At 68.2% G+C, this 13464-nt stretch carries 14 protein-coding genes; 10 read left to right on the forward strand and 4 right to left on the reverse strand.

Annotation, left to right across the window (positions count from 1 at the left end):
• Positions 1-179: 179 nt before the first annotated feature.
• The gene (locus ACTWQA_RS41950) at positions 180-422 is read right to left on the reverse strand and encodes a hypothetical protein (protein WP_443164459.1); all 243 of its coding nucleotides are present in this window, start codon (positions 420-422) and stop codon (positions 180-182) included.
• A 309-nt stretch (positions 423-731) separates the two neighbouring features.
• Here ACTWQA_RS41950 and ACTWQA_RS41955 point away from each other — a divergent pair, with 309 nt between their 5' ends.
• Positions 732-1091: a YraN family protein gene (locus tag ACTWQA_RS41955; RefSeq protein ID WP_443164460.1), complete on the forward strand. Its 360-nt coding sequence runs from the start codon at positions 732-734 to the stop codon at positions 1089-1091.
• A complete protein-coding gene (locus ACTWQA_RS41960; protein WP_443164461.1) occupies positions 1092-2630 on the forward strand; it encodes a YifB family Mg chelatase-like AAA ATPase in 1539 nt (512 codons plus the stop codon).
• A gap of 489 nt (positions 2631-3119) precedes the next feature.
• Here ACTWQA_RS41960 and ACTWQA_RS41965 read toward each other — a convergent pair whose 3' ends face one another.
• Positions 3120-3521, reverse strand: coding sequence for a hypothetical protein (locus tag ACTWQA_RS41965; RefSeq protein ID WP_443164462.1), 402 nt, complete (start codon positions 3519-3521; stop codon positions 3120-3122).
• Between ACTWQA_RS41965 and dprA the strand changes: the two genes are divergently transcribed.
• Together dprA and ACTWQA_RS41975 are read left to right on the forward strand one after the other, a co-directional pair.
• Positions 3510-4835: a DNA-processing protein DprA gene (gene dprA, locus ACTWQA_RS41970; protein WP_443164463.1), complete on the forward strand. Its 1326-nt coding sequence runs from the start codon at positions 3510-3512 to the stop codon at positions 4833-4835. The genes ACTWQA_RS41965 and dprA overlap by 12 nt on opposite strands.
• 503 nt (positions 4836-5338) lie before the next feature.
• Positions 5339-6202 carry a tyrosine recombinase XerC gene (locus ACTWQA_RS41975; protein ID WP_443164464.1) on the forward strand — a complete coding sequence of 288 codons (864 nt, stop codon included), beginning with the start codon at positions 5339-5341 and terminating at the stop codon, positions 6200-6202.
• A gap of 82 nt (positions 6203-6284) precedes the next feature.
• Here the strand turns inward: ACTWQA_RS41975 and ACTWQA_RS41980 are convergent, their stop codons facing one another.
• Positions 6285-6971, reverse strand: a complete 687-nt coding sequence (locus tag ACTWQA_RS41980) for a peptidoglycan DD-metalloendopeptidase family protein (protein ID WP_443164518.1) — start codon at positions 6969-6971, stop codon at positions 6285-6287.
• Between ACTWQA_RS41980 and ACTWQA_RS41985 the strand changes: the two genes are divergently transcribed.
• Entirely contained in the window at positions 6900-7076 is a 177-nt protein-coding gene (locus tag ACTWQA_RS41985) for a hypothetical protein (protein WP_443164523.1), read from the forward strand. The two genes, ACTWQA_RS41980 and ACTWQA_RS41985, sit on opposite strands and share 72 nt — an antisense overlap.
• Positions 7077-7279: 203 nt before the next feature.
• On the opposite strand, the gene ACTWQA_RS41990 is transcribed toward ACTWQA_RS41985, so the two are convergent.
• Positions 7280-8578 (reverse strand): MFS transporter, encoded by a 1299-nt coding sequence (locus tag ACTWQA_RS41990; RefSeq protein WP_443164465.1) that lies wholly within the window; start codon positions 8576-8578, stop codon positions 7280-7282.
• Positions 8579-8647: 69 nt separating this feature from the next.
• On the opposite strand from ACTWQA_RS41990, the gene ACTWQA_RS41995 reads away from it, so the two are divergent.
• From ACTWQA_RS41995 to frr, 5 genes are all read left to right on the forward strand, one after another.
• On the forward strand, positions 8648-9262 hold the full coding sequence (locus ACTWQA_RS41995) for an ArsR/SmtB family transcription factor (protein ID WP_443164466.1): 615 nt from the start codon (positions 8648-8650) through the stop codon (positions 9260-9262).
• Between the two features lie 367 nt (positions 9263-9629).
• Entirely contained in the window at positions 9630-10583 is a 954-nt protein-coding gene (gene rpsB / locus ACTWQA_RS42000; RefSeq protein WP_443164467.1) for a 30S ribosomal protein S2, read from the forward strand.
• Between the two features lie 519 nt (positions 10584-11102).
• Positions 11103-11936, forward strand: coding sequence for a translation elongation factor Ts (gene tsf, locus ACTWQA_RS42005; RefSeq protein WP_443164468.1), 834 nt, complete (start codon positions 11103-11105; stop codon positions 11934-11936).
• Positions 11937-12082: 146 nt separating this feature from the next.
• Entirely contained in the window at positions 12083-12781 is a 699-nt protein-coding gene (pyrH, locus tag ACTWQA_RS42010) for a UMP kinase (protein ID WP_241563775.1), read from the forward strand.
• A gap of 46 nt (positions 12782-12827) precedes the next feature.
• The gene (gene frr, locus ACTWQA_RS42015) at positions 12828-13385 is read left to right on the forward strand and encodes a ribosome recycling factor (protein ID WP_305918205.1); all 558 of its coding nucleotides are present in this window, start codon (positions 12828-12830) and stop codon (positions 13383-13385) included.
• Positions 13386-13464: the final 79 nt, after the last annotated feature.

The following is a 13464-nucleotide window of genomic DNA, read 5'->3' on the forward strand; positions in this document are numbered from 1 at the left end:
TCCGAGCAGCCCGTCCGAGCAGCCCGTCCGAGCAGCCCGTCCGAGCAGCCCGTCCGAGCAGCCCGTCCGAGCAGCCCGTCCGAGCAGCCCGTCCGAGCAGCCCGTCCGAGCAGCCCGTCCGAGCAGCTCATCCGAGCAGCCCGTCCGAGCAGCTCATCCGCGCAGCCCGTCTGCGCAGCTCATCCGCGCAGCTCGGCGATGCAGGCCCATCCGCGCAGCTCGGGGGCACTGGCCCATCCGCGCAGCTCATCCAGGCACATCACCGGCGCAGTCCATCCGCCCACGTCAGCGGCGCGGTCCATCCGCGCGGTCTGCTCGCGTAGCCATCCGCGCAGCCATTCCCGCAGCCAGTAGCGCGGCCACTCGCGCAGCTCACCCCAGGCCGCCAGCTCCGTCTGGAAGCACCCGAGCTTTCCATCCATCTCGCCCAAGCCCGCCTCGGCTGACCAACCGCCTGCGAGAGGCCGTCTGTCACCCGATGCGCCTGCCTGCCGGGGCCCGACCGTCTTCTCGGCGCAACGGTTTATGCGGATGCCCATGTGTGGCCCCAAGGGTGTGCGGCCCACTGGTCTATCGCCGATCAGCGCACTTATCCACAAGGCGCAGCGACTCACGGCCCGTAATCCCCAGAATCCCGCTCGGCCCAACGGCCACCACCCCGCATCCGCCAAGGTCGGTCCCGCACCGGACCGGATCGACGCCGACCTGACCCGACCTGACGGAGGTGGCACATGGCCACGAAGAACGATCTCGAGCTTGGCAAGCAAGGCGAGGAACTAGCCGTGATCTATCTGAGGGCCAAGGGCATGGAGATCATCGAACGCAACTGGCGCTGCCGCTATGGCGAGATCGACATCATCGCCGAAGAAGGCCCCAACCTGGTCGTCGTCGAGGTCAAGACCCGATCGAGCAGGTCCCACGGCACGGCCCTGGAGTCGGTGAGCCCTGCCAAGCTGGACAGACTTCGGATGCTCACGGCCAAGTGGCTGGCCACACAGTCCCGCACGTTCGAGGCCGTCCGCGTGGATGTGATCGCCTTGGAGCGGTTCGCAGGCAACTTCGCCCTTCGCCACGTGCGGGGGGCGTTCTAGATGGCCGTGGCCCGCACCCGCAGCGTCGCCCTCGTGGGCGTGACGGGCCGTACCGTCGAGGTCGAGGCCGACGTGGGCAACGGCCTGGCGGGCATCCATCTCATCGGCCTGCCGGACATGGCACTGAGTGAGGCTCGCGACCGGGTCAGATCCGCGGTGGTCAACAGCACATACCCGTGGCCCGACGCCCGCATCATCGTCAGCCTCTTCCCTGCCAGCCTCCCCAAACGCGGATCCCAGTTCGACCTCGCCATAGCGGTGGCGATCCTGGGCGCGGCCGGGGTGGTTCCCGCCGAGCGGGTGGCGGAGCCGTTCTTCCTGGGGGAGCTCGGCCTGGACGGCCGCATCAGACCCGTACGCGGGGTGCTGCCCTCCATTCTCGGTGCGGCCAAGCACGGAGACGCCACGGTCATCGTGCCGTCCGCCAACTCGGCGGAGGCGGCCCTGGTCCCCGACGTGAAGGTGGTTCCGGTGGCGACTCTGCGCCAGCTGGTGGAGTGGCTGCGGAGGGGAGACGAACCACCAGAACATCAGGTCGTCGAGGAGCAGGTCGAGCTGCCCTCCACCACCACGGAGCGCACGATCGACCTGGCGGACGTCGTCGGTCAGCCGGTCGCCCGCAGGGCCCTGGAGGTGTGCGCGGCGGGCGGACACAACCTCTGGATGCTGGGCCCGCCCGGCACGGGCAAGACCATGCTGGCGGAGCGCCTTCCGACCCTCCTGCCCGACCTGGAGCTCGACCATGCTCTGGAGGTCACGGCGATCCATTCGGTCGCCGGTGTCCTGCCGGCCAACGCGCCCATGATGAGCAGGCCGCCGTTCGTCAGCCCGCACCACACGGCGACCGCTGCCGCCATCATCGGCGGCGGCAGCACGATCGTGCGCCCGGGGGCGGTCTCTCTCGCCCACCGCGGCGTCCTGTTCATGGACGAAGCCCCCGAATTCCCTCGTCACGTGCTGGACGCGCTGCGGCAGCCGCTGGAGTCGGGCCGCGTGACCGTATCCAGAGCGGCGGGCTCGGTCACGTTCCCGGCCAGGTTCATGCTCGTCCTGGCCGCGAACCCCTGCCCGTGCGCCCAGGCAGAGGACCAGGGGGAAGGTTGCAAATGTTCTCCCACGGTCAGGCGCCGCTACCTCGGCAGGCTCTCCGGTCCCCTGCTTGATCGCGTGGACATGAAGGTCACCGTGGCGCGCGCCTCCAAGCGTGAGCTCATGGCAGACCGCCAGTTCGCGGAATCCAGCGCAAGGGTGGCCGAGCGCGTGCTCGTGGCCCGCGAGCGAGCCGCCAAACGCCTGGCCGGCACTCCATGGCGGACAAATGCCGAAATCCCCTCATCCGTCCTTCACACCGACTACCGCCCGTCCCCCGAGGCTATGAAGCCCATGACGTCCTGCCTCGACTCGGGCACCCTCACCGCCCGCGGCCTGGACCGCGCGGTCCGCGTGTCCTGGACCCTCGCCGACCTGGCCGACAAGGACCGCCCCGAGGAAGACGAAACCACTGCCGCCCTCCACTTCTGGCTAGGTGTGACGTCGTAATGCGCGCCACCACCTCCACAACCCCCGCCCCGCACCCACTAAGCCCAGGAAAGGGTCATGACCCCACCAACGACCTCACACCACGTATGGGATGAACAGAGCCCTCCGCTCGCACCCTCACCGCCACCGCCCGACCACCCGTCCTGGGCCACCACCCACACGTCCCAACAAGCACGACCGGCTGAGAGGCCAGCGGTGCCGTCAGCTTCGCCCTCAGCCGGGACACCGGCCCGGGCGCCAGTCGTGCCCTCAGCTGGGGCGCCAGCTGCTGGGGCGTCTGTCGTGCCGCTTCCTGGGGCCTCTGCTAAGGCGTCTGCCGTGCTGCATGCTGGGCCGCTTGCCGGGCCGCCGGCTGTGCCGTCAGCCGTGCCCTCTGCTCGGCCGTCTGTCGTGCCGTCTGCTGGGGCGTCTGTCGTGCCGCTTCCTGGGGCCTCTGCTAAGGCGTCTGCCGTGCTGCTTGCCGGGCCGCCGGCTGTGCCGTCAGTCGCGCTACGAACCGACTCGGCGATCGGTGCTGAGGCCGAAATAAGTGATCGCAACGGAGTCGATCAGGAGCCTCTCGATGGTGGGGTGTACCAGCATCGAGAGACCGCTCATAGTCATGAGATCGCTCACTGTGGCGAGACCGCTCGGGGTCCTGAGACCGCTCGGGGCAGCGAGGTCGCTCAGGGTGAGGTCGCTCAGGGTCGTGAGGTTGCCCGTCGTGAGGTCGCCCAGGATCATGACGCCAGCCAGCAGCGCGAAGTCGCCCAGAATGGTGCGGCCGTCCAACATCGTGAGGCCCTCCAACGTTTCGAGGTCAGGGAGAGCCTGCCGGGCGACGACGGTGATGATCCGGAGCGGGTCGGACACTCTCGGCCTGTTGTCGAATCTCTTGAGGTGGCCGAGCACCCTCAGGCCGTCGAGTACGAGGCAAGAGCCGCGCTCATGCGGGCAGCGGACGTCGGTGACACGATCATGGGTCGCCTCGTGGCGCAGTATGGAGCCGTAGGTACGGCGCAGGCGATTCGCGCCCGCACGCTTCCGGGGGACTTCACAGTCCAGGAGGCCCGGCAGGAACGTCCCACCGACCTGACGGCACGTCTGAATGCCTGGCACGCGCGGCTGGCTGCCGCAAACCCCGCCGCCGATCTCGAAACCGGGGAGAAAACCGGCGCCCGTCTGGTTATTCCCGGCAGCCCGGAATGGCCCACTCAACTGGACCACCTCGGTCCCAGCCGCCCCCTTGGACTATGGCTGCACGGCACGGCGGACCTCCGCTTCTCCTGTCTCAAATCCGTGGCCGTGGTAGGCGCCCGATCCGCGACCGCCTACGGCGTGCACATCGCGGCCGAGTTCGGCGTCGGCCTCAGCGAGTCCGGCTGGACTGTCGTGTCCGGCGGCGCCTACGGGGTGGACGCCGCGGCCCATCGAGGAGCTCTGGTCGCCGATTCGCCGACAGTCGTCGTCCTGGCCTGCGGCGTGGACTTCTGCTACCCGACCAGCCACGACACCCTGTTCGCGGCCGTCAAAGATCAGGGTGTGGTGGTGAGCGAATGCCCGCCGGGAGTGCATCCGACCCGGGCGCGTTTCCTCATCAGGAACCGCCTGATAGCCGCCCTGTCGAGGGGCACCGTCGTGGTGGAGGCCGCCTTGCGCAGCGGCGCTCTCAACACCGCCGCCCACACCCTGACACTCCACAGGCACCTGGCCGCCGTACCCGGCCCTGTCACATCGCGCATGTCAGCCGGATGCCACAGACTCCTTCGCGAGCGCAAGGCGGTATGCGTCACCTCGGCAGAGGAGATGATCGAACTCGTCGGCGTGATAGGCGACGACCTGGCCCCGCAGATGCGGGCCCCAGCGGTCCCGAGAGACAAGCTCAACGAGTCAACGAGAAGGGTCCTGGACGCGATCCCCAAGCGAGGCGGCGCTGGCCCTGCCTCCATAGCGGTCGCGGCGGGGCTGGGCCTGGACGCCACCCTGAGCGCGCTGGGCGGTCTGGCCGCGGCAGGCTACATCGAGCGCTCCCCTGACGGCTGGCGTCTCCGCAAACAAGGAACCGCCTATCGCAAGGCATCGGAAGTCACTGTCCTGGAGCCGCCGCGGCTTGCGGAGGACGCGGATCCAACCCAGGAACCACCGTTCCCGGACGACGACGATCTCGCACGCCACGAGGATGGCCTTCCCGCCCTGGCAGACGGTTCTCAAGCGGCGGGAGCATGACGACCGGAATGGAAGATCGGGGCTTGCCCTGAGTGAGGAGGCGTATTTACACGGCTTTCTCCGACAAGCCAACAAGTGGGGGTCACTGGTTTTCATGTGCTTCCCCGGTGGCCGGGCCTGGAGGCAGACTGGGGTCTGCGGCCATCGCTTGATGTTCCTTCGATCTCGGTGCAAGCCCTCGGAGGATCGTGCGGTGGCCCGCACCATTTTCGGCCCGCGACGTGCAGGTATGGCCAGGCGAATCGCCCATCACGACCGCGCATGAGCACCACTTTCATCACATACGCCGACTGGGCTGTGCGGATGAGCCGGCTGCATGCCTGCGGGAGGTGCGCGCTCTTCGCTTCTTGCCAGGGGGTCCGCGGGGGTTGGGCGGCGATTGCGTAGGTGGGAGCGTCACTGCGTGGTTGTTCTCGAGGTGGTGTTTGGGGTTGGGTGACGGTGGGACGATCGTTTTTTAGACGGCGTTGAAGGGGAGGCCGGGCGTGGGCAGGGACGAGGTGGTGGCCGAGTTCGGCCGGTACCTGCGGTTCGAGCGCGATGTCTCGCCGCATACCGTCCGGGCCTACCTGGCAGATGTCAACTCTCTGCTCGATCACTTGGACGGGCCGATCGAGGACCTGGACATCGGGGTGCTCAGGGAGTGGCTGGCCGAGCAGCATGGGGCGGGGAGGGCGCGGGCCACGCTGGCGCGCAGGGCGGCCTGCGCTCGTACGTTCACCGCCTACTGCCATCGTCGGGGCTGGTTGCCGGTGGACCCCGGGCTGCTCCTCGGAAGCGCCAAGGCGCCTCGCTCCTTGCCTTCCGTGCTCGATCAGGAGCAGGCTCAGGCCGTCCTGGCCGAGCCTGCGACGGTGGAACCCAAGGAACTGCGGGATCAGGCTCTCCTTGAGATGCTGTATGCCACCGGCGTGCGAGTGAGCGAGCTGTGCGCGCTCGATGTCGACGACGTGGACCGGGATCGGCACATCATCAGGGTGTTGGGCAAAGGGCGCAAGGAGCGTTCGGTGCCGTTCGGATTGCCTGCCCTCCGGGCGTTGGACAGGTGGTGCATTTACGGGCGCCCGCTGTGGGTCCGGGCGGGGTCAGGGCCGGCGCTCTTCCTTGGGGTGCGGGGAGGGCGCATCGATGCGGGGACCGTTCGGCGGGTGGTGCATGCGCGGCTGGCGGCGGTGGACGGGGCTCCGGACATGGGGCCGCACGGATTGCGGCACGCTGCGGCGACCCATCTGCTGGAGGGCGGTGCGGATCTGCGTAGCGTTCAGGAGTTGCTCGGCCATGCGTCCCTGAACAGCACGCAGATCTATACGCACGTCTCGATCGAGCGCTTGCGGGCCGCGTACAGGCAAGCTCATCCGCGGGCATGACCCCTTCCATCGTCCATTTCGCCGGTGTTCCTGCCCTGGGAGTTGCGCTTGCGGACGCCGTCCGTTGTGGGGAGCGCGCTGGTCATGGTGGTGGTGCGGGCGAGGAGCGTTGATCGCGGGCTCCTCTGGCGTGGCGGCTGTGGCGGCGTTTGCGGTGTTGGCCCTTTCTCGGGTTTTGATCGCTGGTTGGCGTACGGCGGCGTCGGCGGCGTCGGTGGAGGACGGTGATCAGGTAGGCCGTTCCCAGCAGTGCGGCGGCCACGGCCACGGTGATGGTGGGTGCCGGGTGGGCCGAGGTCGCGCTGCTCAGGTCAGAACGGTTCAGAGGGCTGGGCGGGGTGGGGGTGTGTGACGACATCTGGCGTGATGCGGCGAAGCCTGTGGTCGTGGTCGAGGTGGGACGCGTCTTTGCTTCCGTTCGTGCTGGTAGTGGCGGTTGGTCCATCTGTGGTGGCGGTGGCGTCGTTGCCCGTGGAAGACGAGGAGGCCAGAAGGGAAGGAGGCGGATCGGGCCGTGGCCCAGCAGGATCAGGGGATTCAGGTAGCGGGTCTCGCGGAGGAGGCCCCAGTGCAGGCATGACTCCGGGCAGTGATCACCTGAGGGCTCGATGACGCCTAGCTCGGTCCCTGAGGTGACGGGCTGGCCGCGTTTCACCGAAGCTGCGACCGGCAGGTATGTCGTGCGTAGGCCGTCTTCATGGTCGATGGTGACCACGCCCTTGCCCGCTACGGGGCCGGCGAAGCGGACGGTGCCTTCGCCTGCTGCCAGGACTGGGGTGGCGGCGGGGGCGGCCAGGTCTATGCCGCGGTGTCCGGCGAGCCAGGGCTCGGGAGGCGGGGTGAAGCGGCGGACAATCCTGGGGTGGCCGTCTAGAGGCCAGCGCCACGTCGGAGGTGACGCGCTTGCTGGGGGAGCGGTGAGGGGGAAGAGCGTGGTGGCGAGGAAGGTGGCCAGCACGGCGGCGGCGTGGGATTTCATGGCGGGAGTGTGTTCGAGACGGCTGGGGCGGTGTTGGGCCGAGCGCCGTTCTGTGGATACTCCGTCGGTCAGTCAGATCTAGGGGCCAGGTTTCATGGTCATGAAGAAGTCCGGGGATCCGGGGCGGCTGGGGCTGGAGGGCGGCGGCGAGGGCGTAGCGGGGAGGTCCAGATCCACAGGGTGCTCACGGCGATGCCGGCGGCGCAGAGGAAGATGACCGGGCGCAGGCCGAGGACGTCGGCTGCGATGCCGCCGGCCAGGCCCCCGAGGGCAAGGACGCCTTGGACCGCGAACGTCGTGGTGGCGTTCACCCGGCCCCGCAGCTCCGGGGATGTCTCGCGGAGGATGATCGCGCCCATGCACGTGGCGAAGGCCACCACGATGCCGCCTGTGATCGTTCCGGTGACGGCCAGCAGCGAGAGCTTCCACCAAAGAGGGCCGGTCAGCAGGCCTACCGCCAGGATCTCCATGGGGAAGAAGATGACTGCCGCGAGCAGGATGCGGTTCTCGCCGTAGCGCTTCGAGAGGCGGGCCGTGATCCAGGCGCCCAGGAGGCCGCCCACGCCGTTGAGGGCGATGAGGGCGCCGATCATGCCCTTGGGGATGCCCAACGTGTTCACCATGAAGAGCATGTAAACGGCCGTGTACGCCATCGCGAAGAAGTTGATCGTGACGCCTGCCGCCAGCAGGGCGCGGAGCACCGGGTGGGTGAGTGCGGCTCGTAAGCCCGTCGTGACATCGCGCCACATGCCCCGGGAAGGGGCGGGCTCGTTCCGCTCCGGGGTGCGGATGGCGCGCAGCAGCAGGGCCGAGGTCAGGAAGGACAGTGCCTCCGCCAGTACGGCCAGCGGGGCCGTGAGGAACTGGACCAGCAGGCCGGCCAGGCTGGGGCCGCCGACCGAGGCGACCGAGTAGGAGGCATGGAAGCCGGCCATCGCCTCCGTGTGCTGGGCGGGCGGCACCACAGCTGCCAGGTGCGGGAAGTTCGCCGCCTTAAAGAGCACTCCGGCCGTGCCGATCACCAGGGCCACGATGATCAGCCATGCCACGTTGAGGAGGCCGAGGAGCCAGGCCAGGGGGACCGTGGCGGCCGCCACGCAGGAGATGAGCTCGCAAGCGATCATGAGCGGGCGGTGCCACCTGAGCCGGTCGACGATGGCGCCCGACTGGAGGGCGAACAGGAGGGCGGGCACCGAGGCGGCCGCGGTCAGCATTCCCATGTGGGTCGGGGAGGCGGTCAGCAGGGTCACCGCCGTCAGGGGGATGGCCAGCTTGGAGACCTCAGAGCCGGTGATGGAGATCGTACGGGCGGTCCACAAGAGGCGGTAGTCGCGTTGCCTGCGGAGGGGCGGCGGGTCGGCGGGAGGTGAAGGAGAATTGTGAAGGGATTGCTTCATAATTTATGAAAGTATCCCTTCATAGTTCTGAAGGCAATACTTCAGACCTTGTCCGGGTACCGTTGGCGCATGACCCGGGACAGTGACGTGCTCAGTGATCCCAAGGCGATGCGAGCGCTGGCCCACCCGGCGCGGCTGATGATCCTGAACAGGCTCGGGGTCGAGGGCAGCGCCACCGCCACGGAGGTGGCGGAGATCGCGGGCATCACGCCCAGCGCGGCCAGCTACCACCTGCGGATGCTGGCCAAGTACGGCTTCGTCGAGGACGCGCCGCCCCGGGGCGACGGCAGGGAGCGGGTGTGGCGGCCGGTCAATCGGTCGATCCGCGTCGGTGTCCAGCCTGGCGACCAGCCGGACGTCCGGGACGCCAAGCTGTCGTTGATGCAGGCGTTCCGGCGCGAGGCGAACGAGGAGGCCGATCGGGCGCTGGCCGGCATCGACCAGGAGCCGGATGAGTGGCGCGACGCGACCAGGTTCAATCGAAGCCTGATCAGGGTGGACGCGGAGGAGATGGCGCGGCTCAACGAGGCGATCCAGAAGCTCATCGAGCCGTACGTGGCCCGCGGTCGCGAGGAGGCGGACGCGCCGAGCGGGGCCAGGATCGCCGAGGTGCAGGTCAATCTGTTCCCGGTCGCGAAGCGGCCGGTTCCCGGCCTGCCCACCGAGGATCATGACGCGCGCTGATGCCCTGGGCCCGGCCGATGTGGTCCGGGCTTGAGGCGTGTTGATTTCCGGTGCCTGCCGATGTGGCCGGAGCTTGAGGCCGGGTGGGCGCCAGGGCTGGTCGATGTGATCTGAGATCGAGGGGCATGGGGTGGGAATGTCCGTTTGACCGCAGACGGTCAGCCAGGGGCGTTGTGGGAGGTAGACTTTTCGGTGGCCTGTCACCACAGGCCGACTTCGCATGCCCCACTGCGGACCGCGCCATCGGTCCGGGCCCACGGCCCGGCTGGAGCGGGTTCGGGGCATCAGGGCGGCAGCCGACGTGTTGCCGCGGCACAACCGAGAACCGCGCCCATCCGCAGGGCGCCCAGACCTGGAGGACCAGCAAATGGCCCCCGTCGTCACCATGCGACAGCTGCTCGAGAGCGGCGTTCACTTCGGCCACCAGACCCGGCGCTGGAACCCGAAGATGAAGCGCTTCATCTTCACCGAGCGCAACGGCATCTACATCATCGACCTGCAGAAGTCGCTCTCCTTCATCGATCGTGCGTACGACTTCGTGAAGGAGACCGTCGCCCACGGCGGCACGATTCTGTTCATCGGCACCAAGAAGCAGGCTCAGGAGGCCATCTCCGAGCAGGCCTCGAGGGTCGGCATGCCCTACGTCAACCAGCGCTGGCTGGGCGGCATGCTCACCAACTTCTCCACCGTGCACAAGAGGCTTCAGCGTCTGAAGGAGCTCGAGGAGCTCGACTTCGACAACGTCGCGGCCTCGGGGCTCACCAAGAAGGAGCTCCTCATGCGCCGTCGTGAGAAGGACAAGCTCGAGCGCACGCTCGGCGGCATCCGCGACATGGGCCGCGTGCCCAGCGCGGTGTGGATCGTCGACACCAAGAAGGAGCACATCGCGATCAGTGAGGCCAAGAAGCTTGGCATCCCTGTCGTCGCGATCCTCGACACCAACTGCGACCCCGACGAGGTCGACTACCCGATCCCGGGCAACGACGACGCCATCCGCGCCGTCGGCCTGCTCACCAGGGTCGTCGCCGACGGTGTCGCGGCCGGTCTGATGGCCCGCTCCGGCGCCGCCCGCGGCGACGAGAAGCCGGCCGCCGCCGAGCCGCTGGCCGAGTGGGAGCGCGAGCTCATCGAGCAGGGCACCACGGCTGACGAGGCCGCCGCCGAGGCCGCTCCGGCCGAGGCTGCTGCGGAAGAGGCTGCTGCGGAAGAGGCTGCTCCGGCTGAGGCTGCTGCGGAAGAGGCTGCTCCGGCTGAGGCCGCTGCCGAGGAGGCCGCTCCGGCCGAGGCCGCCGCCGAGGGCGAGACCGAGCAGCAGGCCTGATCCGAGCGACGGTGAGGACCGCGGGCGGCAGTCCTGACCTGATGGTGTGAACCAAAGGTCAGGGTTGCGGCCGCGGTCGTCGCCACGGCTCGGATGAGGGCAAGCAAGGCGCCACGTGCTCGGGTGAGGGCAAGCAAGGCAAGCTGACATCTGAATAACGGCGAATCACCCATCGGCTGGGCGATGCGCAAGGCACGTGTCCTGACTGGGCAAACGGCTGAACTGCGATCGGCGAGCCCGACCCGCGCCATCCTGATCAGGCGGTCTGCTGAGGCCGATCGCCGGAGGTCATGGCCGATGGTGGTGGCCGGGCTCAGGTGGTAGGTCGCGGCGAGGCTGGGCAGTATGGCCAGCGGAGCAGCGGCGGAGCCGGCCCGGGCCGGAGCAAGGTAAGGCAAGGCTTGTAGGACGGCACGCGCCTGCCGTGCACGACCAAGGGTGGGCAACCGGATCCCCGGCGCCCACCCGATCCACGACGACGAATCCCACGACGACGAAATCCCACAAGGAATAAGAGCAATGGCTTCCGTGAACATGGCCGACGTCAAGCGGCTTCGCGAGATCACCGCTGCCGGCATGATGGACTGCAAGAAGGCGCTCGAGGAGTCCGAGGGCGACTTCGACCGCGCCATCGAGCTGCTGCGCCTCAAGGGCGCCAAGGACGTGGGCAAGCGTGAGGCCCGCACCGCCTCCAACGGCCTCGTCGCGCTCAAGCAGGACGGCGACTCCTCCGCCGCGCTGGTCGAGCTCAACTGCGAGACCGACTTCGTGGCCAAGGGCGAGCGCTTCCAGGAGCTGGCCGGCCAGGTTGTCGCGCACGTCCTGGAGACCAAGCCCGCCGACGTGGCCGCGCTGCTGGAGTCCTCCTTCGACGGCAAGACCGTCAAGGAGCACCTCGACCTGGCCAACGCCGCGCTCGGCGAGAAGATCGAGATCCGCCGCTTCGCGGTGCTCGAGGGCGGCTACATCGGTGCTTACATGCACAAGACCGACCCCGCGCTGCCCCCGGCCGTCGGTGTGCTGGTCCAGCTGGACAAGCCGAACGCCGACGTCGCCAAGGACATCGCGCAGCACGCCGCCGCCATGGCCCCGCAATACCTCAAGGCCGACTCGGTGCCGGCCGAGGTCGTCGACAAGGAGCGCAAGCTCTTCGAGGAGATGACCCGCGAGGAGGGCAAGCCCGAGGCGGCGATAGGCAAGATCGTCGAGGGCCGGGTCAACGGCTGGTACAAGGACTTCACGCTGCTCCAGCAGGCGTTCGTGAAGGACAACAAGAAGAGCGTCGGCAAGTACGCCGAGGAGAACGGCGTCGAGGTCCTCGCCTTTGTCCGTTTCAAGGTCGGCCAGGCTTAGGCTTTAGGCAAGCCACCAGCCCCACGATTCACCGAATGAAGGAGGCCGCCGCCGTGCAGGACCACCGGGAGTCAGCCCACGAATCCACACGGGCGGCGGCTTCCTCATCGCCAATTCCGCTCAATCACCTGAGGTGGAAGCGGGTGATGCTGAAGCTGTCGGGCGAGGCCTTCGCCGGCAGCGAGCCACTCGGCATCGACCCGGGTGTCGTCGATCACCTGGCCGACTCGATCGCCGAGGCGGTACGCGAGGGCGTGCAGGTCGCCGTCGTGGTCGGCGGCGGCAACATGTTCCGCGGCGCCACCCTGTCGCAGGGCGGCATCGACCGGGCCAGGGCCGACTACATGGGCATGCTCGGCACGGTCATCAACTGCCTGGCCCTGCAGGACTTCCTGGAGCGCCGGGGCGTCGAGACCCGCGTGCAGACCGCGATCACCATGCAGCAGGTGGCCGAGCCGTTCCTGCCGCGCCGCGCGATCAGGCATCTCGAGAAGGGGCGCGTGGTCATCTTCGGCGCCGGCCTCGGCTCGCCGTTCTTCTCCACCGACACCGCGGCGTCCCAGCGCGCCCTGGAGATCGGCGCCGAGGCGCTGCTCAAGGGCACGCAGGTGGACGGCATCTATGACTCCGATCCACGGAAGAATCCTGACGCGGTCAGGTTTGACCATCTCGACTACGGCGAGGTGCTGCTGCGCGACCTCGCGGTCATGGACGCCACCGCGATCAGCCTGTGCAAGGACAACGATCTGCCGATCGTGGTCTTCGACCTGATGGGCGAGGGCAACATCCTGCGAGCCGTACGCGGTGAGAAAATCGGCACGCTGGTGAGTCCCGCAGGCAAATGACGGAGTGAGCCCGACACCGGCAGCTAGTAGACGACAGGGAGCCGCTGTGATCGACGAAACCCTCCTCGAAGCCGAGGAAAAGATGGACAAGGCCGTCTCGGTCGCGAAGGAGGACTTCGCGACCATCCGGACGGGCCGCGTCACGCCATCGATGTTCAACAAGATCAGTGCCGAATATTACGGCACGCCGACGCCGATCCAGCAGCTGGCGTCGTTCCACGTGCCCGAGGCGCGCATGGTGCTGATCCAGCCCTATGACAAGAGCTCGATGGGCGCGATCGAGAAGGCCATCCGCGACTCCGACCTCGGTGTCAACCCGACGGACGACGGTCAGGTGATCCGCGTGACGTTCCCGGAGCTGTCCGAGGAGCGCCGCAGGGAATACATCAAGGTCGCCAGGAACAAGGGCGAGCACGCGAAGGTCTCCATTCGCAATATCCGCCGTTCCGCCAAGGAGATCCTCGACAAGATGATCAAGGACGGCGACGCGGGCGAGGACGAGGTCAGGCGCGCCGAGAAGGAACTCGACGACCTCACTCAGAAGCACGTCGCCAAGATCGACGAGCTGCTCAAGCACAAGGAAGCCGAGCTGCTCGAGGTCTGAGCGGCGCACCTGCGGACAGCGGGTCCGGCATCTACGGCCCTCGCCCGAGGCGGCGGGGGCCGTGTCTCATGGAGAACTC

The organism is Nonomuraea sp. 10N515B (genome assembly GCF_052245915.1).
GTDB lineage: Bacteria > Actinomycetota > Actinomycetes > Streptosporangiales > Streptosporangiaceae > Nonomuraea.